Genomic DNA, 22,749 nt, shown 5'->3' with positions numbered 1-22,749 from the left:
AGCCACCTTGCAAGGTGGCTTTTTTTGCATCTGCAGCGAGCTGAATCAGCCGCGTAGCTTGGCGGCGATGGCGGCTACGCGTTCACCGTATTGTTTGGCGGTGTCCAGATCGCCTTGCGGGATTTCATCCACGCTGGCATCCGACGGGGACTGCACCAGCAGGCCGACCGAGCCGCCCAGATTGTTGACATCGGTACGGGCGGCTGCCTTGCTGTTGCTCGGCAGCAGGCCCAGGCTGACCCAGATGCCACCGTGTTGCGAGGCCAGGGTTTGCAGGTTGATCAGCGCAACCTGCTTGTCGCCGTTCAGGCTGGCGCTATTGGTGAAGCCGCCAAACACCTTGTCCTGCCAGGCACGGGTAAACCAGGCCTTGGAGCTGGCATCGGCAAATTTCTTGAACTGCCAGCTCGGGCTGCCCATATAGGTGGGGGAGCCAAAGATGATGGCGTCAGCCGCCGCCAGGGTATCCCAGGCGCTATCCGGCACATTGCCTTCGGCATCAATGGCGATGAGTTCTGCATTGGCACCTGCTGCCACTTGCTGGGCAACACGTTGGGTATGGCCGTAGCCGGAGTGATAGACAACGACAACCTTGGTCATGGGGAATACCTTTGCTGGAGATGAATCGGGAAGGGCGTGCCGTGAATGGCGCGCCGAAAGCAATAGCAGCGTCCAGTATAGTGATTGTTCGTGTCAGGACCAGTCATTCTGGATGAATTGATTGTTTAGCCAGATTTAATAAACAGCGGCCAAAATGCAAAACGCCCGCAGGCAGGGTGCCGGCGGGCGTGCTAACAAGGGCTGACAGGCAGCCCTCGTTGGCGCTTAGTGGAACTGCTCTTCTTCGGTGGAGCCGGTCAGCGCGGTCACGCTGGACTGGCCGCCCTGGATCACAGTGGTGACATCGTCGAAGTAGCCGGTGCCCACTTCCTGCTGGTGCGATACGAAGGTGTAGCCACGGTCGCGTGCTGCGAATTCCGGCTCTTGTACCTTCTCGACGTAGGCCGACATGCCGCGTGCAACATAGTCTTGTGCCAGGTCGTACATGTTGTACCACATGCTGTGGATACCAGCCAAAGTGATGAACTGGTATTTGTAGCCCATGGCACCCAGTTCGCGCTGGAACTTGGCGATGGTGGCATCGTCCAGGTTCTTTTTCCAGTTGAAGGACGGCGAGCAGTTGTAGGCCAGCAGCTTGCCCGGATGCTTGGCGTGTACCGCTTCGGCAAACTTGCGCGCAAATTCCAGATCCGGCGTGCCGGTTTCGCACCATACCAGGTCGGCGTAGTCAGCGTAGGCGACGGCGCGGCTGATGGCTTGTTCCAGACCCTTCTTGGTCTTGTAGAAGCCTTCGGCAGTGCGCTCGCCGGTCAGGAAGGGCTTGTCGTTGGCATCGTAGTCGCTGGTGATCAGATCAGCAGCTTCAGCATCGGTACGGGCAATCACCAGGGTGGGCACGCCGTAAACGTCGGCAGCCATACGGGCAGCGATCAGCTTCTGGATGGCTTCCTGGGTCGGTACCAGTACCTTGCCGCCCATGTGGCCACATTTCTTCACCGAGGCCAGTTGGTCTTCAAAGTGAACGCCACCCGCGCCAGCGCGGATCATGGCCTTCATCAGTTCGTAGGCGTTCAGTACGCCACCGAAACCGGCTTCGGCGTCGGCCACGATGGGAGCGTAGTAGTCAACAAAACCGGCGGCACCCTTTTCAACACCCTTGGAGTGCTGGATTTCGTCGGCGCGGCTGAACGCGTTGTTGATGCGCTCTACCACCTTCGGCACCGAGTCCACCGGATACAAGGACTGGTCCGGGTACATGGCGGAGTATTCGTTGTTGTCAGCAGCGACCTGCCAGCCCGACAGATAGATGGCCTTGATGCCAGCCTTGACCTGCTGCATGGCCTGACCACCGGTCAGTGCGCCCAGACAGTTGATGTAGGGTTCGTTGTTGACCAGGTTCCACAGTTTCTCGGCGCCTTGGCGGGCCAGGGTGTGTTCCACTTGCACCGAACCACGCAGACGCTCTACGTCGGCGGCGGTGTAACCACGCTTGATACCCTTCCAGCGCGGGTTGGTGTCCCAGTCATGTTGAATGGCGGCGATACGTTGTTCGCGAGTAGTCATGTTCAAACCCTTCTCGAATAGTTTTCTCTGCAGACCGGTGAATTCCGGCAATCCTCTGGCCAAATGACATTCCGGTTTTTCCGGAGTGATTTTGTTGACAACGGTTTTTGCCTGTTGCCCGTTCTGACCACCAAAAGCCCGCGGATAACGGCTTTGCTTGGTGGGTCATTCAGCGTGTGTGGCCCATTATAAGCACAAAAAAAATAGCTTGTGTGCGGTGCAACACCGAAAAAACCACGATGTTCAGAAGGTAACAATTGTGGCGAAAAATGAATAATTGATCGCCCAGTTTTTGTTGCAGTTGCGAAAAGAAAAGTCAGAAAACGCACCGCGAGGTGAGCGCTGGTCACAGCGGTTGTGAACCCTTGGCAAGACCTGGGACTTGAATTCCCGTAGAGAGACCTTATCTGGCATCAGGACATCGTTAAAAGCTGATTCACTTGAGGTCTTGCCATGCAGGAAAACCAGAACAACGCGACCAACGAAGCCGCGGTCGACGAAACCATCAACGCTGCAGCCAGCGAACAGACTGTCGAGCAAACCGCCGAACAGCGCATCGCCGCACTGGAGGCACAGGTTGCCGAACTGCAGGATCAGTTGCTGCGCAGTCGTGCAGATCAGGAAAACCAGCGTCGTCGCAATGCTGAAGAGCTGCTTAACACCCAGAAGTACGCCATCAACAAGTTTGCCCAGGAGCTGGTACCGGTAAAGGACTACCTGGAAATGGCCCTGCTGGACAAGAGCGGTCAGATCGACACCCTGAAAATGGGTGTGGACATGACGCTGAAACAACTGGTGGCCGCCTTTGACAAGGCGCAGATCAAGGAAATTTCCCCGGCTGTGGGCGACAAGCTTGACCCGCACCAGCATCAGGCCATGAGCGCGGAAGAGTCCGATGCCGAAGCCAATACGGTGTTACGGGTGCTACAGAAAGGTTATCAGCTGGCTGAGCGCACGCTGCGTCCGGCCATGGTGATCGTGGCCAAGGCGCGTGCCTGACCCGAAAATCATAAAAAGGTTCTTGGCAGCCACTTGAAAAAGACAGCATAGCCAATACCTATGAAGACAACAGGCCACGGCTATCAGCTTTCGGCCGCAGTCGCAACGAATTGAGATAAAGGAATACTGAATATGGGCAAAATCATTGGTATCGACCTGGGCACCACTAACTCCTGCGTAGCCGTCGTTGAGGGTGGTAACCCCAAGGTGATTGAAAACGCCGAAGGCGCACGCACCACCCCGTCCATCATTGCTTATATGGAAGATGGCGAAATCCTGGTTGGCGCACCGGCCAAGCGTCAGGCTGTGACCAACCCGAAAAACACCCTCTACGCAGCCAAGCGCCTGATTGGCCGCCGCTTCGAAGACAAGGAAGTACAAAAAGACATCGACCTGATGCCTTTCCAGATCATGAAGGCTCCCAATGGCGATGCCTGGGTCAAGGTACGCGACCAGGAACTGGCTCCGCCGCAAATCTCCGCAGAAGTGCTGCGCAAGATGAAAAAGGCTGCCGAAGACTACCTGGGCGAAGAAGTGACCGAAGCGGTGATTACCGTTCCGGCCTACTTTAACGACAGCCAGCGTCAGGCTACCAAGGATGCCGGCCGCATTGCTGGTCTGGAAGTGAAGCGCATCATCAATGAACCGACAGCTGCCGCCCTGGCGTTTGGCCTGGCCAAGCAGGAAGGCGACCGCAAGATTGCCGTTTATGACCTGGGTGGTGGTACTTTCGACGTCTCCATCATTGAAATCGCCGACGTAGACGGCGAGCACCAGTTCGAAGTGCTGTCCACCAACGGTGACACCTTCCTGGGCGGTGAAGACTTCGACCAGCGCATCATCGATTACATCGTGACCGAGTTCCAGCGCGAACAGGGCGTGAACCTGAAGAACGACGTAATGGCCCTGCAACGTCTGAAGGAAGCTGCTGAAAAGGCCAAGATCGAGTTGTCCAGCGCTACCCAGACCGAAGTGAACCTGCCGTACATCACCATGGATGCTACCGGTCCGAAGCACCTGGCGATGAAGATTACCCGCGCCAAGTTCGAAAGCCTGGTTGACGACCTGATCACCCGTTCCATCGAGCCGTGCCGTGTTGCCCTGAAGGACGCCGGTGTATCGCTGTCCGACATCACCGACGTGATCCTGGTCGGCGGTCAGTCCCGCATGCCCAAGGTACAGGAAGCGGTGAAGGAATTCTTCGGCAAGGAACCGCGCAAGGACGTGAACCCGGACGAAGCCGTGGCTGTAGGTGCTGCGATTCAGGGTTCGGTACTGTCCGGCGAGCGTAAAGACGTGCTGCTGCTGGACGTAACCCCGCTGTCGCTGGGTATCGAAACCCTGGGCGGTGTGATGACCAAGCTGATCCAGAAGAACACCACCATCCCGACCAAGGCTTCGCAAACCTTCTCGACGGCTGATGACAACCAGACTGCGGTGACCATCCACGTACTGCAAGGCGAGCGTGAAAAGGCGGCCGCCAACAAGAGCCTGGGTCAGTTCAATCTGGGTGATATTCCGCCTGCACCGCGTGGCATTCCGCAGATCGAAGTGGAATTCAACATCGATGCCAACGGTATCCTGCATGTGTCCGCCAAGGACAAGGCCAGCGGCAAGCAGGCCAACATCACCATCCAGGCGTCTTCCGGTCTGTCGGAAGATGAAATCCAGCGCATGGTGAAGGATGCCGAAGCCAATGCCGAGGAAGACAAGAAGCTGCACGAGCTGGTGACTGCCCGTAACCAGGCCGAAGGTCTGATCCACAGCGTGAAGAAGTCGCTGGCTGAGCATGGCGACAAGATCGATGCCGCCGAAAAGGCCAAGATCGAAGACGCCGTCAAGGCCGCTGAAGAAGTGGTGAAGAGCGAAGACAAGGCGGTCATCGAAGCCAAGACCGAAGAATTGGCCAAGGCCAGCCAGAAGCTGGGCGAAATCATGTATGCCCAGGCGCAGCAGGCTGAAGCAGGTCAGGGTGCGGCCGATGCCGGCAAGGCCAAGGACGAAGGCGATGTGGTGGATGCCGAGTTCGAAGAAGTGAAAGACAAGAAGTAAGCATCCGCTTGCTGACTGAACGAGGCACAGGGAATGGCGGAGGGCTCTCCACCGGCCTCTGTGCCTTTGCCGTATCAAGAAGATCATTGCCTGCCGGACCGGCTGGTCGCGGCCAGAGAGTGAAACACCATGTCCAAAAGAGATTTTTATGATGTGCTCGGCATCAATCGCGATGCTTCCGAGGACGACATCAAAAAGGCATACCGCAAGCTGGCGATGAAATATCACCCGGACCGTAATCCGGACAGCAAGGAAGCCGAAGAAAAATTCAAGGAAGTCAAAGAGGCCTATGAAATCCTCTCTGACAGCCAGAAGCGCAGTGCCTACGACCAGTTCGGCCATGCCGGGGTAGACCCGCAAGCCGGTGGCGGCGGCGGTGGTGCCGGTTTTGGTGGCTTTGGCGATTTCGCCGACATCTTCAGCGACATCTTCGGCGGTGGCCGGGGCGGTGCTGGCGGTGGTGGTCGTTCCAATGTCTATCGCGGTGCCGACCTGCGCTACAACCTGGATATTGCACTGGAAGAAGCGGCGCGTGGCTGCGAAAAGCAGATTCGCATTCCCTCGCATGAAGATTGCGATGTCTGCCATGGCACCGGTGCCAAGCCAGGCACCCAGCCCAAGACCTGCTCCACCTGCGGTGGCCATGGTCAGGTGCGCATGAGCCAGGGCTTCTTCTCCATCCAGCAAACCTGCCCGACCTGCCACGGTACCGGCAAGCAGATCAGCGATCCTTGCACCAGCTGCCATGGTGCCGGTCAGAAAAAGACCAACAAGACGCTGAACGTGAAGATTCCGGCCGGGGTGGACGAGGGCGACCGCATCCGCCTGTCCGGCGAAGGTGAGCCAGGGCAGAATGGCGGCCCATCCGGCGACCTGTATGTGGTGACCCATATCAAGCAGCACGCGGTGTTCCAGCGTGACGGCATGGACCTGCATTGCGAAATGCCGATTTCCTTTGCCACGGCTGCGCTGGGCGGCGAGGTGGAAATTCCCACGCTGGACGGCATGGCCAAGGTGAAGATCGCCGCAGAAACCCAGAGCGGCCGGGTGTATCGCCTGCGCGGCAAGGGCGTGAAGGCAGTGCGCGGCACCGACTATGGCGATCTGCATTGTCATGTAGTGGTGGAAACTCCGGTCAAGCTGACCGAGCGTCAGCGCGAGCTGCTGCGTGAATTCGAAGCCATCAGCCAGGGCGACGTTGCCATGCATAATCCGCGTTCCAAGTCCTTCATGGACAAGCTGCGCGATTTCTTCGAATAAGCCGCAATACAGGGCTTGTGCCTGCTTGCAGGTCGTCGATCAACCCCCGGTCCGCCGGGGGTTTTGTTTTTCACGCGTGTTGATGGCGGCAGAATGAAAAAAGCCACCGCGGCAAGGCGGTGGCAAATGACTTTTTCAAAGGAACCAGCCAGGCAGCCGGCTTAGAAGTTGTGCTTCAGCATCACCCAGGTAATGGATGCCTTGTCCTGTGCCCAACCCAGTGCAGCCTGTGCACCCTTGTCTTCCTTCACTTGGCCGTAGCCGGCTTGCAGCATGGTGCGCTTGCTCAGGCTGTAGTCCACTGCGGCGGCCCATTGCGTGGCACCCCAGTCTTGCGACTGACCGTCAACCTTCACGCTGCTGCGCTTGGAGTAGACGATGGACGGCTTGAATGCGCCAATGGTGTAGGCAGCATTGATGGCCCAGGAGCGGCTGCTCAGCTTGTTGGCGCCAGTATTGGCAACGGTAGTGCCAGCAATACCGGAAACGGCATAGCTGCCATCGGTGTTCTTGGCCCAGGCATCGCCCCACAGGGTGGCTTTCTGCAAGGTGGCAGCCAGGTAGAGGTTGTTGGCGTCGTAACCGAATTCAACACGATGTACACCGCTGTTGTGATCGGCGACGGTATTGTACTTGGCCATGTAGGCGTAGGCACCGAAGAAGCCGGCGTTGGAGTAGGCCAGACGGGTACCCAGGGTGTTGCCGGTTTTCTTGCCGCCAGCAGCCTGTGCTTCACCGGAACCCAGGTGAACCATGGCATTGAAGCCGTTCAGGTCCGGGCTGTCGTAGCGTACGCCATTCTTGACGCGGCTATCGCCGTAGGCACCAAATACGTCGCTGCCTTCATACAGCGGGAATGCCATGCCAGTGTTGTCGCGACGCGGGCCATACAGGTTGTCGGTGGACTCGGTTTCGCCCAGTACATCATCGAGGTAACCCAGACGAACCTTACCGAAGTTGCCTTCTACGCCGACAAAGCTGGTACGGTTGGCGAAGGTGCCTGCACCGGTGCCGCTGGTGGTTACGCCATCCACGTTCATACCGGTTTCCACTTGCCAGATGGCTTTCAGGCCATTGCCCAGATCTTCGCTACCCTTGAAGCCGATACGGCTGGCAAAGTCGTCAACACCGGTGTTCGATTTGAAGTTGGTGTCGCTGCTTTTCATGCTGTCGAGGCCAGCACGGATGGAGCCGTAGATGGTGACGTCGGCTTGGGCCAGCACCGGCATGGCTGCTGCGATGGCAGCAACGAGTACGAGTTTTTTCATTCCTCTAAATCCTTTAGTAGTTTTTTCTAGGCCTGCCTGATCTGTTGGCAGGCTGGGCGCGGTGTAAAGCAAGCCATGTAAAAACTTGATTTCACCAACCGGGCTGAGTGTGCGAAACACGTTTGTAACCGTCAATGAACATTTATTAACAAATTGCCATGGGAAAAAGCTTTTTCCAGGTATGAGTGTCGATGATTTTTTTGTAATTAATTCGATATATTTATTTAAAAACAAAAAGTTATGGTTTTTGTAAAGTTCAATCCCCATGTGCTGAATATTGTTTTTTATTGTAGTTTTTCCGTGTAAACGATCGTTTTTCTAAGTATTTCAACTGTTGCATTTTGGTAAATTAGACGTTTTGTCTGATAAAAATGCTGTTTTTACACAACACTTATCGTCAATTGCTATGAGCTGCAAGAATGCTAGGTATGATTTTTACTGATGCATTGGCGTGGTGTTGCCGCCGGCTGCAGCCGCTCGCACGCGCTTGTTGCAGGGCATGCTGCCGCTCGCCGGCCAGCAAGGGGAATGACACTGCCAGCCGGCAGCAACAGGCGTACAATTCCCAGCATTGCTATTGTCACCTGTGATGGAAACCCCATGATTTTTGCCAACCGCTATTTCCCTGCCACGCGCATGCGCCGCATGCGCAAGGATGATTTTTCCCGCCGCCTGATGCGCGAGAACGTATTGACCACCAATGACCTGATCTATCCGGTGTTTGTGCTGGAAGGTGAGAATCGCGAGCAGGAAGTCGCCTCCATGCCGGGCGTGGTGCGCCAGAGCCTGGACAAATTGCTGTATACCGCCGAACAAGCCCTGGAGCTGGGTATTCCCATGCTGTCGCTGTTTCCGGTGATTGAAACCGGCAAGGACAATGCCGCGCAGGAAGCCTATAACCCGGACGGTCTGGTGCCTACCGTGGTGCGTGCACTCAAGCAGCGCTTTCCCGAACTGGGCGTGATGACCGATGGCGCACTGGACCCGTATACCGTGCATGGCCAGGACGGCCTGATCGATGACAGCGGCTATGTGCTGAATGACGAAACCACCGAAGTGCTGATTCGCCAGGGTCTGTGCCATGCCGAAGCCGGCGTGGATGTGTTCGGCCCGTCCGACATGATGGATGGCCGTATCGGTGCGCTGCGCGATGCTTTCGAAGAGGCGGGCTTCATTCATACCAAGATTCTGGCTTATTCGGCCAAGTACGCTTCTGCCTTTTATGGCCCCTTCCGTGATGCGGTTGGTTCGGCCGGCAATCTGGGCAAGGCTGACAAATACAACTATCAGATGGACCCGGCCAATCTGGATGAAGCCATCCAGGAAGTGGCAATGGATCTGGAAGAGGGCGCCGACATGGTCATGATCAAGCCGGGCATGCCTTATCTGGATGTGATTCGCCGGGTGAAAGACACCTTCCGCGTGCCGACCTATGCCTATCAGGTGTCCGGTGAGTACGCCATGCTCAAGGCCGCCTTCCAGAATGGCTGGCTGAACGAAGAAAAGTGCATGATGGAAAGCCTGATGGCCTTCAAGCGCGCCGGTGCCGACGGCATCCTGACCTACTTTGCGCTGGATGCGGCGCGCCTGCTGCGTCGCGGCTGATGACCCGCACTGCGCCGCCTTGCAATCCTGGGCGGCGCATTGTCCTGAAAGAGGAGTAGGCCATGGATTTTCTGCACTCCACCTGGTTCTGGCTGTTTGTCATCGTCGCGCTGGTGATGTCCACCATCGGTTCGCTGGCCAGACTGTCCAAGGCCCCGCCACCAGTCGACCTGCCCGGCGTCAAGCCGCAGCCCTATGCGGCTGATGATGATGACGACGAAGATGGGCCAGACAGCCCGGCCGGCCATACCCCGGCCAGTTTGCGCAAGCCAAAATAAGTTGTTTCATGCTTTGCGATGGCGGTGCTGGCGAGCATTACGCCAGCCCGCCGTGCCGGAAATATTGCTGGATGAATTCCACACAGACACGCAGTTTGGCCGAATTGGCCAGCTTTTCCGGATACACCGCCCAGATATCTGCCGGCAGGTAGTAGTCTGGCAGAACCTGTACCAGTTCCCCTTTCTCCAGTTCGCGCGCCACATCCCATAGCGAACGCAGCATGATGCCATGGCCCTGCAAGGCCCACTGGTGCACCACCTCGCCATGGTTGGCGGCCAGCGCCCCCTGCACCCGGATGCTGCACTCTCCCTGGGGGCCGGCCAGACGCCACACCCCGAAAGGGTGATCTCTTTCCTTGATGACCAGGCAATTGTGCTGGCTGAGGGCATTGAGCGTGGCAGGAGAACCATGTTGTGCCAGATAGGCCGGTGAGGCGCACAGGATGCGCCGGTTATCTGCCAGCTTGCGCGCCAGCAGCTGTGGGGCAATCTCGTTTCCCACCCGGATATCCAGGTCGATTCCCTCTTGTGCCAGGTCAACCAGACAGTCGGCTACCTCGAAGCGGATGCTCAGTTCCGGGTAATGCTGTGCCAGTTTGCCCAGTACCGGTGCCAGATGCACCCTGCCAAAGCCAAAGCTGCTGCTGATGCGGATGATGCCGCGTGCTTGTTCGCGTGCGGTACCGATCTCCACGCTCATTTGTTCCACATCCTGCAGTATTTTTCCTGCCCAGGCGTAGATGCGCTCTCCGCGCTCGGTCATGGCAATGCGCCGGGTGGTGCGGTCCAGCAGGCGACAGCCCAGGTATTGCTCCAGTACACGAATACGTTTGCTGACATAGGCCGGGGATGCCGCCATGGCTTCGGCGGCCACGGCAAATCCTCCCTTGCGGACGACCAGGCAAAATACCCGCAAATCTTCGAGCTGCAGCAGATCCTTCATGTTTCGTGTCTTCTGTATGCACGGACCAGCCCATTATCCGGGCTTTGTTTTCCGCCATGCTAGGCCTCGAAGTACAAGGTCATTATGACGAAAGAACAGAGGAGGGCAGGATGCGGGCTTACAGGATTGCGGCCATCGCGGGCGATGGCATCGGGCAGGAAGTGCTACCGGAAGGCTTGCGGGTGCTGGAGGCGGCTGCCAGGCGCTTTGATATCGATTTGTCGGTTACCCGGTTTGACTGGGCCAGCTGTGACTACTACCTGCAGCACGGCCAGATGATGCCGGACAACTGGTTCGACACCCTGCAGGGTTTTGATGCCATCTATTTCGGGGCTGTCGGCATGCCGGACAAAGTGGCCGATCATGTGTCGCTGTGGGGCTCGCTGTTGAAGTTCCGCCGCGAGTTCGACCAATACGTCAATCTGCGGCCCGTGCGTTTGCTGCCTGGCGTTTCCTGCCCGCTGGCCAATCGCCAGCCGGGTGATATCGATTTTCTGGTGGTGCGGGAGAATACCGAGGGTGAGTACTCGGCTGTTGGTGGCCGCATGTTCGAAGGGACAGAGCGCGAGCTGGTGCTGCAGCAATCGATCTTTACCCGCCATGGTGTCGATCGCATCCTGCATCACGCTTTTACCCTGGCACAAAGCCGGCCACGCAAAAAGCTGACTGCTGCGACCAAGTCCAATGGAATCGCCGTGAGCATGCCGTATTGGGATGAGCGCGTGGCCGCGGTGGCACAGCACTACCCGGACGTGCAATGGGAACGGCAGCATGTGGATATTCTGGCGGCACGCTTTGTATTGCAGCCGGACCGTTTCGATGTGGTGGTGGCGTCCAATCTGTTTGGCGACATCCTTTCCGACCTGGGCCCGGCTTGCACCGGCACCATTGGCCTGGCGGCGTCGGCCAATCTCAACCCCGAGCGTCGTTTCCCCTCCCTGTTTGAACCGGTGCATGGTTCCGCCCCGGACATTTTCGGCAAAAACATCGCCAACCCCATTGCCATGATCTGGTCTGGCGCACTGATGCTGGATTTTCTTGGCCACAGCCAGGGGCCTTGTCGCGCTGCGCACGATGCCATCATGCAGGCCATCGAGTCTGTACTGCTTACCGGGCCGCTGACCGCCGATCTTGGCGGCAAGGCCACGACCACCGAGCTGGGCCAAGCCATTGCGGCGGTGGTCGCACATGCGCCGTTGGCGGTGACGGCTTAGTCCAGAGACTGCTGGCAGACCGGTCCGCTACATTGCGGCGGCTGCCAGCAGCTATTCCCCGGCAGCTGCTGGGCCAAGGATACAAGGAGAAAACATGCAAACCTCCAAGCAAGGCCGGCGTGATATTCCGCTGGCAGTGGTCAGCCTGTTGATTGTGTTTGCGCTGGTCTTTGTCATGATCGCGATGCCCAAGGCATCGGTCGCGATGGCCAACCAGCTGATGTACTGGTGTACCACAGTATTTGCCTCGCCCATTTTGTTGTTTGCCTTTTTTGCCGTGTTGTTTGTCATCTGGCTGGGCCTGAGCAAGTACGGTCAGATTCGGCTGGGGGAGGGCGGGCCGGACTACTCAACGTCAACATGGATTTTCATGTTCATCATGTCCGGGCTGGGCTCGTCCACGCTGTATTGGGGTTTTCTGGACTGGGCGTATTACTACCAGACGCCAGGTCTCAATTTGCCGCCATCCTCGCCGCAGGCACTGAAATACAGTGTGGCCTACTCGTTCTTTCATTCCGGCCTGAGCGCCTGGGCCATGTATGCGCTGGGGGCGGTGGCCATGTGCTATCACTTTCACGTACGCAAGAACAAGGGTCTGAGTCTGGCGGCGATTATCGGTGCCATCACCGGCCGCAAGCCTGATGGAGCCTTGGGGCGATTGGTGGATCTGCTGTTCATGCTGTGCATGTTCGGGGCACTGACTATCTCGCTGGTGCTTACGGCCATTACCTTTGCCCGATTGCTGTCGATCCTGACAGGCATTCCCGATAGCTTCACCACGCAGCTGATCATCATTCTGGCGGTATCCGTGCTGTTTACCTTGTCTTCCTGGGTGGGCATGGATGGCGGCATGAAGCGTCTGAGCCAGATGGTGTGCTGGGGTGTGGTGGTGCTGGCTGGCTACATCTATTTGCTGGGCCCCACGCAGTTTATTACCAGCAATGCGCTATCCAGCCTGGGACTGATGTTGAGCAGCTTTGTCGACATGAGTCTGTTCACCGATCCGATGGGCGATGGCAAGTTCACTCGCGAATGGACGGTGTTCTACTGGCTATGGTGGATTTCCTATGCCCCAGGGGTGGCACTGTTTGTCACCCGTATTTCGCGTGGCCGCACCATCCGTGAAGTGCTGGTGGCCATGGTGGTAGGAGGCTGTGCCGGCATCTGGTGTGTCTACGGCGTACTGGAAAGCTACAGCGTGCACAGTTTTATCAGCGGTCTGATCAATGTGCCGCAAGTGCTGAGCGAGCAGGGCGGTGAGGTGGCGATTGGCCAGTTGCTGGATTTGCTGCCGGCCGGGCGTTGGGTCATCGCATTTTTCCTGGCGGTCATGGCGATATTTCTGGCCGCTCACATGGATGCCGTGGGCTATGCGGTATCGGCTACCTGCACCCGCAATCTGGCCGAAGGTGAAGACCCCTCTCCTGCCGATCGCCTGTTCTGGTGCGTGATGCTGACGCTGGTGCCGCTGGCGATGATTTTTGCCAAGGCACCACTCAATACCATGAAGACCACGGTGATTGTGACGGCCATTCCCTTTGCCCTGATCACCCTGGTCATGGTGTACGGCCTGCTCAAGTGGCTGCGTGAAGATTATGGCGATGTTCCTGCACATCAGGTTGGCGAGCAGCCGCCCGCGGTGGTGACCAGCAACCAGTCCAGCTCATGAGTTCGGCCATGGCGAGTGCTTATCAGCTTTCTGCGGAAATGCAGTCTTTTGTCAATCAGAGCGCCTTGTTTCTACCCGCTGATGACAGCCTGTCCGAAATGCGTGTGGCCTACGATGCCCTGTGTCGTTACTTCACCCCGCCGCTGCCGGATGGGCTGCAGCTTGAGGACCATGTTCTGCCGGTGGCCGGACGACATATCCCGCTGCGCTTGTACCGCCCAGCTGCGGCCATGCCGCCAGCCGGTTGGCCCTGTGTACTGTATTTGCATGGTGGCGGCTGGATGCTGGGTGGTCTGGATTCACATGCCTTTATCGCGGCACCGCTGGCGCAGGAATGTGCTGCAGCCGTACTGGTGGTCGATTACCGCCTGGCTCCGGAGCATGTCTTTCCTGCCGCTTTCGAGGATTGCCTGGCGGTGTGGGACATGCTGCGCATGGCTGGCCTGACACTGGGTATCAACCCCGCCCGTGTCGTGGTCGCCGGTGACAGCGCGGGTGGCAATCTGGCTGCCGCACTCTGCCTGGCTGCACGTGGCAAGCCAGGCCCACCTTTGTGCGGGCAGGCGCTGATCTACCCCGCACTGGCGGCAGTACCGACAGAGCCAGCGGCCAGCGAACATGCCGATGCCCCGCTGCTCAGTCGCAAGGACATGGCCTATTACCTTGCGCAGTACGCGCCGGATCCGGCCATGCATGCCGATGAGCGCCTGGCACCGTTGGTGGCGGCCAATCTGCAAGGTTTGCCGCCGGCCTTTGTCGCAGTGGCGGAGTACGACCCGCTTCGTGACGATGGCCTGTGCTATGCCCAGCGCCTGCAGGCGAATGGCGTTGCAGCTGAATGCCATGTCGGTCGTGGGTTGCTGCATGGATGCCTGCGCTTTTGGCCGCAGGGCATGGAGACAGCCCGCATGTACCGTGCGCTGGTCGCGGCCATTTGTCGCATGTTGGCTGGCCAGACATGACATCTGTTGCGCACCGGCATGGTATGTGGCGCTGCGCGATTTTCCCCCGGCCTTGCCATCCTTATTCGTCAGGCATGACCGAACAAGAAAAGGGCAGGCATTCGCAGCCCTGTGACGACCCCAAGCAGAGGAGAACCCCATGAATGACTACACCAGATTGAGCCCGGATTTCTGTGCCGATCACGAGCGTGCCTGGACCTTGCCGGCCGAGTATTACACCTCGGATAGGGTCTATCAGTTTGAGAAGGAGAAGATTTTCGCCCATAGCTGGATTTGCGTAGCGCATGGCAGTGAACTGGCCGAATCCAACGACTACATCACGCGTGATGTTGCCGGTGAAAGCATCATTGTGGTGCGTGGCCGGGATGGCGTATTGCGCAGCTTTTACAATGTCTGCCCCCATCGTGGTCACCAGCTGCTGCAAGGCAGTGGTCGCGCCAAGAACGTGATTACCTGTCCCTACCATGCCTGGACCTTCAAGCTGGACGGCCAGCTGGGGCATGCCCGCAATTGTGAAAACGTGGTCGATTTCGACCCGGACAAGGCAAGCCTGTCGGCGCTCAAGGTGGAGGAGTATGCCGGCTTTGTGTTCATCAATATGAATCTGGCTGCCGGCCCGGTGGAGGCGCAACTACCCGGTCTGGCCGAGAGCTTGCGCGCGGCATGTCCGGTGATCGACCAGCTGCATCTGGCTGCACGCTTTGTGACTGCCACGCCAGCCAACTGGAAAATCATCGTCGACAACTATCTGGAGTGTTACCACTGTGCGCCAGCCCACCCGGGCTTTGCCGACTCGGTACAGGTAGACAAATACACGCATACCCTGCAGGGCAACTGGACACTGCAGTTTGGTCTTGCCAGATCCTCCGAAAAATCTTTCAAGATCGACCCCTCGGTCAAGGACCCCAGCTTCAGCGGCTACTGGGCCTGGCCTTGCACCATGTTCAACGTACCGCCCGGTGCCGACTTCATGACGGTTATCTATGAATACCCGGTGGATGCCGAGACCACCTTGCAGCACTACGACATCTATTTCCGCAACAAGGAACTGACTGCTGAGCAGCAGGCACTGGTGGAGTGGTATCGCACCGTGTTCCGGCCGGAAGACCTGCGGCTGGTGGAAAGCGTGCAGTGCGGACTGAAGTCCCGTGGTTACCGTGGTCAGGGCCGCATCATGACAGACCGCCAGCGCAGCGGCATCAGTGAGCACGGCATTGCCCATTTCCACCAGTTGGTGGCACGCCAGCACCAGGACTGATTCCACCTGCGGCGCTGCCGGTTACCGGTAGCTGCCGCTTTTGCGGAGTATCCGATGAAATTGCAAGACCCCCTGCTGTTCCGACAGCAAGCGTATATCAATGGCCAGTGGTGCAGGGCGGACTCTGCCGCCACGCTGACTGTGCTCGACCCCGCAAGCAATATTGCCATCGCCACGGTGCCGCTGATGGCCGAGCAGGAAACCATCCGTGCCATTGAGGCTGCCAATGCGGCCCTGCCGGCCTGGCGCGACCTGACCGCAAAAGAACGTGCCCGGCTGCTGCGCCAGTGGTTTTTCCTGCTGGAGCAGCACGAGGAAGACCTGGCCCGGCTGATGACCTGGGAGCAGGGCAAACCGTTGGCGGAGTCGCGGGGTGAAATCCGCTACGCCGCTTCATTTGTCGAATGGTTTGCCGAAGAAGCCAAGCGCTTGTATGGCGACGTGATTCCCTCGCCCCGCAAGGACCAGGAACTACTGGTGATGCGCGAGCCGATCGGCGTATGCGCTGCCATCACACCGTGGAATTTCCCCGCCGCCATGATTACCCGCAAGGCGGCGCCAGCCTTGGCTGCCGGCTGTACCATCGTCATCAAACCGGCCAATGAAACCCCGTTGTCGGCACTGGCGCTGGCGGAACTGGCCGACCGCGCCGGTATTCCGCCCGGTGTGTTCAATATCGTTACCGGGGATGCCCAGGCCATCGGCTGGCAACTCAGCACTCACCCGCTGGTGCGCAAGCTCAGTTTCACCGGCTCCACGCCGATAGGCAGGCTGCTGATGGAGCAGTGTGCCGGCACCATCAAGAAAGTCTCGCTGGAGCTGGGTGGCAATGCGCCGTTCATCGTGTTTGACGATGCCGATCTGGATGCTGCGGTGGAAGGGGCCATCCAGGCCAAATACCGCAACGCAGGCCAGACCTGTGTCTGCGTCAACCGCTTTTATGTTCACCAGTCCGTGTATGCCAGCTTTCTGGAGCGCTTCTGCGCCCGCGTCGCCGAGTTACGGGTAGGGAATGGTTTTGCCGAGGCAACCGAGGTCGGCCCATTGATTTCTGCCCGAGCCGTCAGCAAGGTGCAATCCCTGCTGGACGACGCGCTACAGGGTGGAGCCCGCTTGCTGACCGGCGGGCGCAGCCTGGCTGCCGGTCCGCAGTATTTTCCTCCTACCGTCATTGCCGATGTAAAGCCGGGCATGCGTCTGCTCGAGGAGGAAATTTTCGGTCCGCTGGCACCGGTCATGCCGTTTGCTAGCGACGAGGAGGTCGTCGCGCTGGCCAATGCCACCATCTATGGCCTGGCCGCCTACTTCTACAGCCGGGATATTGCCAGGGTGTGGCGCGTGGCGCGGCAGCTGGAGTACGGCATTGTCGGCATCAATACCGGCATGGTGTCCAATGAGGTGGCCCCCTTTGGCGGCATCAAACAGTCCGGCCTGGGGCGTGAGGGCTCCCGCTACGGCATTGATGACTATCTTGAGTCCAAATATCTGTGCATGGCGTGCTGAGCGCCGCTGCCTGTTTCTCCAGTCAACCTCGAGCATGAAGCGACATGAGCCTACAGACCCCGAATATTGCCGTCCGCGTGGTGCGGATCGAGCAAGCCAGCCCCTTGATCAAACGCTTCACCTTGCAGGCGCAGGATGGCGGTCAACTGCCGTCCTTTAGTGGTGGCAGCCACATCATTGTACGAATGCCCACCGCCAGCGGCCTTATCCATAATGCCTATTCGCTGCTCAGCTCGCCTTTTCAGCTGCAGCAGTACCAGATTGCCGTGCGGCGGGAAGAGGCCTCGCGTGGCGGCTCGGCTTTCATGCACGAGCATGTGGCGGTGGGGGACATCTTGCAGATATCTCCGCCCAACAATTTATTCCCGCTGCATGCCATATCGGGGCGTCACATCCTGATTGCCGGCGGCATCGGCATTACGCCCTTCATGTCGCAGATGGAGGAACTGCAGACCAGCGGCGCTGCATTTGAACTGCATTACGCTTTTCGTAGTCGCGAGCAAGCGGCCTTTGTCGATGAACTGGCGGCGCGTTACGGCGCTCACTGTCATTTCCATGATGCTGCCCGAGGCGAGCAGTGCAATGTCGCCAGCTTGCTGGCACAACTGGCCGAGCAGGATCATATCTATGTCTGCGGACCGGTATCGCTGATTGAGGCCGTGAAGGCGGCAGGAGCAGCGCAGGGCATAGCGCCAGCTCGCCTGCATTGGGAGCAGTTTGCCGCCAGTACGCAAAGCGGAGAGGCATTTACCGTGGTGCTGGCCCGCTCCGGGCGGGAAATCCGGGTGGAGGCAGCGCAAACCATTCTGCAAGCCATTGAGCAGGATGGTTCGGCCGCCGTGGATTGCCTGTGCCGCGAGGGCGTGTGCGGCACCTGTGAAGTGGCCATTGTGCAAGGTGAGGCCGAGCACCGCGACCAATACCTGAGTGAAGAAGAAAAGGCCGCCCAGCAAAGCCTGCTGATCTGTGTATCGCGCGCCCGCGGCGAGCGCATTGTGCTGGATTTGTGATGCCAGTCAGGCCAGATGCAGTCCGCCATCTGGCCTGCGCCACTTAGGAGTGGCTGCTGCGTGGTGTGGCAGGCATGTCCTCTTGTCGTGGCACCAGATGCAACCGTTCTGCACGGCTGAGTAGGCTGGCCAGCATCAGCAGCACTAGCAGCAGTCCATAGGCCAGGGTGGAACTGTTCAGCGCCCAGTACAGGCCGAAGCGACTGTAAGCAAAAGATGACACGGAGGAGAACCGCAGGGTTCCCATCGTGCCTATGGTCAGCAAGGCCGAGGTCAGGGTGGGCGGCGAGTTCTTGACTTGCAGGCTGCCATAGCTCATCAGGCCGGAGAACAAGCCTGAATTGCAGAAGCCGAACAGGCCGGCACACAGCAGAATCAGCCCAGGGCTCTGGCTATTGCAGGCGATGCCCAGGCTGATCATGCCACCCAAGGTCGAGAGCAGCAGATAAGTACGCAATTGCACAAAGCGTACGGTGAACTGGTTAATGAACAGGCCAATGGATTTCACCGTCCAGTAGGTGGTGATGTAATACGCTGCGTTCAATTCACCCAGGGCAAACTGCTGCTTGAGCCAACTGGGCAGCCACATGGTGAAAATGGGCTCGGCCAATAAAAAGGCGAACAGCGCACAGCAGAGCAGCCATGCTGCAGCGCCCCAGCGCGGATTTTCTGCGGTGCTTGCTAGCGGTGCGTCCTGCTTGGGCATGCTGGGAAAGGGCTGCCCCAGGCAGAGCAGAATCATCAGCATGGCCAGCATGCCCATGATGGCGTACATGGTCAGCCAGTTGGCGCCCAGGCGGAACAGATAGCCCAGTACCACTGACAGCGTGACGCCAGCCAGGGCGAAGAACAGGTCGGTAAAAATGAGGTTGGCCGAGCGTAGCTTGGGGTCTTCGTTGATACGCACGACCAGATAGCTGCCGATGGCCATCATGATGCCGGCGGTGGCGCCGATCATGGTGACGCCAATGCTGAACATCAGCAGTGTCGGTTGCAGAAAGAGGGCGGCACAGGTGAGCAAGGTGATGATGGAGCCGGCAATGAGCAGTCGGCCCAGCCCAAAACGGCGCATCAGTATGCCACTGAGCAGAATGGGCAGAAACAGCCCCAGATTCATCAGGGTAAAAATCTGGCCGATAAAGCCTGGGTCCTTGCCAAATGCCGTCGACACCGGACCAATGACCAGCCCCAGGGTGGACACCAGGGCACCGGTAAAGAAATAACTGAGCCAGGCCACCATATTCATACGCAAACGCTTGGTGTTTTTTTCCATTGCAGACTCCTTGGCGCAAAAAGTGTCAGGTCGCATCGCCAGCCAGATCGGCACAGAAGGCGTGTAACAGGCGGATGAAGTCGCGTGAAGCCTGCGCCGCGCAACGCAGTGTTTGCTCGTGTGACAGCGGCGTGTCGGACAAGCCTTCTGCATGATTGGTGATGGCGGACACTGCCAGCACCTTCAAACCGCAGTGGCGGGCGGCGATCACTTCAGGCACCACCGACATGCCCACTACATCGCAGCCCAGCAGCTGCATCATGCGGATTTCGGCCGGTGTCTCGAAGTTGGGGCCGGTATACGCGGCAAACACACCTTCGGCCAACGGAATCTCGCAGCGTGCAGCGATTTGTTGCAGCCGTTGGCGCAAATCCTGATCGTAAGCATTGGCCAGACTGAAAAAACGCGGGCCAAAGGCTTCGTCATTACGGCCAACCAAGGGTGATTGCGGCATGAAGTTGATATGGTCGCTCAAGGCGACCAATTGTCCCGGCCCTACCTCGCGTCGCATGGAGCCGGCGGCATTGGTGACCAGCAGCAGTTCACAGCCCAGCAAGCGACAGCAGCGGACGGCGTCGCGCATCACCTCCATGCCCTGTCCCTCATAGAAGTGTCCCCGTCCTTTCAGACAGAGCACTGGCAAGCCATCCAGCCAACCGGCAATCAATTCACCGGCATGTCCGGATACGCTGCTGACGGGAAAACCAGGTAGCTCGGCGTAGGAAAAACACTGGCCATTAGTGATGGCATCTGCCAGCCCACCCAGCCCGGAGCCCAGTATCAGGGCGGCTCTGGGCTGAAAATCCGGACAGCGCTGGCGTATCAGTCGGGCGCTGACAGCAGGCTTGGCGTGGAGGTCGGAGTCGGTCATGGCAATGTCCTGTTTTGGGGTGTGGGTCCATGCTGTCCGAGCCACCCGACAGGGTCCAATACTGTTGGACATTGCGATTGATAGCGGCTGTGTATAAATGGTGCTCTGTCTCTGCGGGGGAGTCGTCTGATGACATCTGTTCAGCGCGTGGCCCAGTTGGGTCTGTTGCATTGCCGCCTGCTGCATTATTTCCTGGCTGTTGCCGAGGAATTGAGCTTTAGCAAGGCGGCGCAACGGCTGCATATGTCACAGCCACCGCTCAGTCTGCATATCAAGGAACTGGAAGATCGCCTGGGCATCCGCCTGCTGCAACGCTCCACTCGCTCTGTGCAACTGACGGCGGCCGGCCATGAGCTACTGGCCGAAGTGCGAGCCATGGAAGGGCAGTTGCTGTCGACTGTGCAGCAGATTCAGCAAATGGGCAGAGGGCAGGCCGGGCAGCTGCAACTGGGGGTGGTCGGCACCGCACTATGGGGTGGGCTGCTGGATGCGCTGTCGCGTTATGCCGCTGTGTGTCCGGCAGTGACGTGGGGCATGCTGGAGCTGGCACCCGCCGCGCAGCAACTGGCACTGCAGCAGCAACGCATCGATCTGGCCTTCTGGCGCGAAGCACCCGCCCATCCCTTGCCGGGTTTGCATTACAGCTTGTTTGAACATGAAAACATCGTGCTGGCGGTGCCGGATAAGCATGCGCTGGCGGCCCGGCAGGCTGTCGAATGGGCAGAACTGGCCGCCGAGGATTTTGTCTTGCTGACACAGGTGGATGGTGGCCTGGGACGCATATCTCTATGCAGCCTGTTGTCGTCATGGTTTTGTGCCGCGTTTACGGCTGCAATTGGCCGAACCACAGTCGATACTGGCCGTGGTGGCACAGGCTTATGGTGTCAGCCTGTTACCTGCGTGTTATGCCCGTATTGCTTGGCCGGGCGTCTGCTTTGTTGAGCTGGCCAGCCCCTTGTCTGCTGATCTGTATGCCGTTTACCGCAGGGACAAGCTGTCGCCGGTGGCTCAGGCTTTTTTGCAGTGGAGGCAAGGTGAAATGAATGGTGACAGTCATGTCACTGCTTGATCATTGGTGGTGACAGCTGCCGTGCGAAATCCTTGACAACTGTCACTGATAAAGCCGGATACGCTGGGCTAGAATGGATGACAGTTTCCAGGCGCGCGGTGATCCCGCAGCTGCTCGAACCCCGGCGCCCCACGATTGGCCTATAAGGACATCCCTGCCATGAACCATACCTATCTTGCCCACCTTGAAGCGACACTGGCACAAATCCGCGCCGATGGTTTTGAAAAGCCGGAACGGGTGATTGCCACGCCGCAGCGCTCCGACATCGCCCTGGCTGATGGTGCACACGTGCTCAACTTCTGTGCCAACAACTACCTGGGCCTGGCCGATGATGCCCGCCTGATCGAAGCGGCCAAGCGCGGGCTGGATGATTATGGCTATGGCTGCGCCTCGGTGCGCTTCATCTGTGGCACCCAGCAGGTGCACAAGGATCTGGAACAAGCCATTTCCGGCTTCCTCGGCACCGACGACACCATTCTGTATTCCAGCTGTTTCGACGCCAACGGCGGGGTATTCGAAACCCTGCTGGGTGAAGAAGACGCGGTGATTTCCGACGAGCTGAACCACGCCTCCATCATCGACGGTGTGCGCCTGTGCAAGGCCAAGCGCTTCCGCTACAAAAACAACGACATGGCCGATCTGGAAGCCCAGCTGATTGCCGCCGAAGCTGCTGGCGCGCGCTTCAAGCTGATCGTCACCGATGGCGTGTTCTCCATGGACGGCATCATCGCCGACCTGAAAACCCTGTGCGAAGTGGCGGGCCGCCATGGCGCGCTGGTGATGGTGGATGACTCGCACGCGGTCGGTTTCATCGGCGAAAATGGTGCCGGTACGCCGGAATTGTGCGGCGTGGCCGACAAGGTGGACATCTACACCGGCACGCTGGGCAAGGCGCTGGGCGGGGCTTCCGGCGGTTATGTATCGGCGCGCCAGCCCATTGTCGACCTGCTGCGCCAGCGTTCGCGCCCCTATCTGTTCTCCAACAGCCTGGCCCCGGTCATTACTGCCGCCAGCCTGGAAGTGCTGAAGCTGATCAAGAGTGAAGGCCAGCAGCTGCGCGCCCAGCTCAAGCGCAATGCCGAGCTGTTCCGCAATGAAATGTCCGCTGCCGGCTTCACCCTGGTGCCGGGCCAGCATCCCATCATCCCGGTGATGCTGGGCGATGCCCGTCTGGCCGGTGAAATGGCCGCCCGCCTGTTGCAGGAAGGAGTGTACGTGGTCGGCTTCTCCTTCCCGGTGGTGCCCAAGGGCAAGGCACGCATTCGTACCCAGATGTCGGCCGGCCACACGGTGGAGCAGGTCCAGCGTGCGGTAGCTGCCTTCATCAAGGTGGGCCGCGAGCTGAAAGTGATCGACTGAGCGGCATCCAGACTTCTGCCCGTGGGCCAGGT

The 22,749-nt window shown here is 58.7% G+C and carries 20 protein-coding genes; 14 read left to right on the top strand and 6 right to left on the bottom strand.

Going from position 1 to position 22,749, the window contains the following annotated elements; translation table 11 throughout:
* Positions 1–45 precede the first annotated feature (45 nt).
* Positions 46–600 (bottom strand): flavodoxin family protein, encoded by a 555-nt coding sequence (locus FAZ30_RS00810; RefSeq protein ID WP_137008384.1) that lies wholly within the window; start codon positions 598–600, stop codon positions 46–48.
* Between the two features lie 225 nt (positions 601–825).
* On the bottom strand, positions 826–2,124 hold the full coding sequence (gene aceA, locus FAZ30_RS00805) for an isocitrate lyase (RefSeq protein ID WP_124644764.1): 1,299 nt from the start codon (positions 2,122–2,124) through the stop codon (positions 826–828).
* Between the two features lie 453 nt (positions 2,125–2,577).
* Here aceA and grpE point away from each other — a divergent pair, with 453 nt between their 5' ends.
* The 3 genes from grpE (at position 2,578) to dnaJ (ending at position 6,435) form a co-directional block, all read left to right on the top strand.
* Positions 2,578–3,123: a nucleotide exchange factor GrpE gene (gene grpE, locus FAZ30_RS00800; RefSeq protein WP_124644765.1), complete on the top strand. Its 546-nt coding sequence runs from the start codon at positions 2,578–2,580 to the stop codon at positions 3,121–3,123.
* Between the two features lie 132 nt (positions 3,124–3,255).
* On the top strand, positions 3,256–5,175 hold the full coding sequence (gene dnaK, locus FAZ30_RS00795; protein WP_124644766.1) for a molecular chaperone DnaK: 1,920 nt from the start codon (positions 3,256–3,258) through the stop codon (positions 5,173–5,175).
* A gap of 129 nt (positions 5,176–5,304) precedes the next feature.
* Positions 5,305–6,435, top strand: coding sequence for a molecular chaperone DnaJ (gene dnaJ / locus FAZ30_RS00790; protein WP_124644767.1), 1,131 nt, complete (start codon positions 5,305–5,307; stop codon positions 6,433–6,435).
* Between the two features lie 161 nt (positions 6,436–6,596).
* Here dnaJ and FAZ30_RS00785 read toward each other — a convergent pair whose 3' ends face one another.
* The gene (locus tag FAZ30_RS00785) at positions 6,597–7,703 is read right to left on the bottom strand and encodes a porin (RefSeq protein WP_158613626.1); all 1,107 of its coding nucleotides are present in this window, start codon (positions 7,701–7,703) and stop codon (positions 6,597–6,599) included.
* A 600-nt stretch (positions 7,704–8,303) separates the two neighbouring features.
* Here FAZ30_RS00785 and hemB point away from each other — a divergent pair.
* On the top strand, positions 8,304–9,308 hold the full coding sequence (hemB, locus tag FAZ30_RS00780; RefSeq protein WP_137008382.1) for a porphobilinogen synthase: 1,005 nt from the start codon (positions 8,304–8,306) through the stop codon (positions 9,306–9,308).
* Between the two features lie 62 nt (positions 9,309–9,370).
* Complete coding sequence (locus FAZ30_RS00775; protein WP_124644770.1) at positions 9,371–9,586, top strand: hypothetical protein; 216 nt, start codon at positions 9,371–9,373, stop codon at positions 9,584–9,586.
* Positions 9,587–9,623: 37 nt separating this feature from the next.
* On the opposite strand, the gene FAZ30_RS00770 is transcribed toward FAZ30_RS00775, so the two are convergent.
* A complete protein-coding gene (locus FAZ30_RS00770; protein ID WP_124644771.1) occupies positions 9,624–10,529 on the bottom strand; it encodes a LysR family transcriptional regulator in 906 nt (301 codons plus the stop codon).
* A 110-nt stretch (positions 10,530–10,639) separates the two neighbouring features.
* Between FAZ30_RS00770 and FAZ30_RS00765 the strand changes: the two genes are divergently transcribed.
* From FAZ30_RS00765 to FAZ30_RS00740, 6 genes are all read left to right on the top strand, one after another.
* Positions 10,640–11,743 (top strand): tartrate dehydrogenase, encoded by a 1,104-nt coding sequence (locus FAZ30_RS00765; protein WP_124644772.1) that lies wholly within the window; start codon positions 10,640–10,642, stop codon positions 11,741–11,743.
* 94 nt (positions 11,744–11,837) lie between these two features.
* The gene (locus tag FAZ30_RS00760) at positions 11,838–13,412 is read left to right on the top strand and encodes a BCCT family transporter (protein ID WP_137008380.1); all 1,575 of its coding nucleotides are present in this window, start codon (positions 11,838–11,840) and stop codon (positions 13,410–13,412) included.
* 8 nt (positions 13,413–13,420) lie between these two features.
* Positions 13,421–14,374 (top strand): alpha/beta hydrolase, encoded by a 954-nt coding sequence (locus tag FAZ30_RS00755; RefSeq protein ID WP_199731063.1) that lies wholly within the window; start codon positions 13,421–13,423, stop codon positions 14,372–14,374.
* A 139-nt stretch (positions 14,375–14,513) separates the two neighbouring features.
* Positions 14,514–15,632 (top strand): aromatic ring-hydroxylating oxygenase subunit alpha, encoded by a 1,119-nt coding sequence (locus FAZ30_RS00750; protein WP_137008378.1) that lies wholly within the window; start codon positions 14,514–14,516, stop codon positions 15,630–15,632.
* Between the two features lie 54 nt (positions 15,633–15,686).
* Positions 15,687–17,135 carry an NAD-dependent succinate-semialdehyde dehydrogenase gene (locus FAZ30_RS00745; protein ID WP_124644775.1) on the top strand — a complete coding sequence of 483 codons (1,449 nt, stop codon included), beginning with the start codon at positions 15,687–15,689 and terminating at the stop codon, positions 17,133–17,135.
* A 44-nt stretch (positions 17,136–17,179) separates the two neighbouring features.
* Complete coding sequence (locus FAZ30_RS00740; RefSeq protein ID WP_124644776.1) at positions 17,180–18,145, top strand: PDR/VanB family oxidoreductase; 966 nt, start codon at positions 17,180–17,182, stop codon at positions 18,143–18,145.
* 43 nt (positions 18,146–18,188) lie between these two features.
* Here FAZ30_RS00740 and tsgA read toward each other — a convergent pair whose 3' ends face one another.
* A complete protein-coding gene (gene tsgA, locus FAZ30_RS00735) occupies positions 18,189–19,418 on the bottom strand; it encodes an MFS transporter TsgA (protein ID WP_137008376.1) in 1,230 nt (409 codons plus the stop codon).
* Positions 19,419–19,443: 25 nt separating this feature from the next.
* The gene (xapA, locus tag FAZ30_RS00730; RefSeq protein WP_137008374.1) at positions 19,444–20,289 is read right to left on the bottom strand and encodes a xanthosine phosphorylase; all 846 of its coding nucleotides are present in this window, start codon (positions 20,287–20,289) and stop codon (positions 19,444–19,446) included.
* 129 nt (positions 20,290–20,418) lie between these two features.
* Between xapA and FAZ30_RS00725 the strand changes: the two genes are divergently transcribed.
* The 3 genes from FAZ30_RS00725 (at position 20,419) to FAZ30_RS00715 (ending at position 22,717) form a co-directional block, all read left to right on the top strand.
* On the top strand, positions 20,419–21,231 hold the full coding sequence (locus FAZ30_RS00725) for a LysR family transcriptional regulator (RefSeq protein ID WP_137008372.1): 813 nt from the start codon (positions 20,419–20,421) through the stop codon (positions 21,229–21,231).
* Positions 21,125–21,358 carry a LysR substrate-binding domain-containing protein gene (locus tag FAZ30_RS20975; protein WP_425456382.1) on the top strand — a complete coding sequence of 78 codons (234 nt, stop codon included), beginning with the start codon at positions 21,125–21,127 and terminating at the stop codon, positions 21,356–21,358. The genes FAZ30_RS00725 and FAZ30_RS20975 overlap by 107 nt, the downstream gene beginning before the upstream one ends.
* A 159-nt stretch (positions 21,359–21,517) precedes the next feature.
* Positions 21,518–22,717, top strand: a complete 1,200-nt coding sequence (locus tag FAZ30_RS00715) for a glycine C-acetyltransferase (RefSeq protein ID WP_137008368.1) — start codon at positions 21,518–21,520, stop codon at positions 22,715–22,717.
* Positions 22,718–22,749: the final 32 nt, after the last annotated feature.

Origin of the sequence: Aquitalea aquatilis (assembly GCF_005155025.1) — a bacterium.
GTDB classification, from domain to species: Bacteria; Pseudomonadota; Gammaproteobacteria; order Burkholderiales; family Chromobacteriaceae; genus Aquitalea; species Aquitalea aquatilis.
The sequence above is the reverse complement of the archived record's forward strand: the minus strand, read 5'-3'. Positions and strand labels throughout refer to the sequence as shown.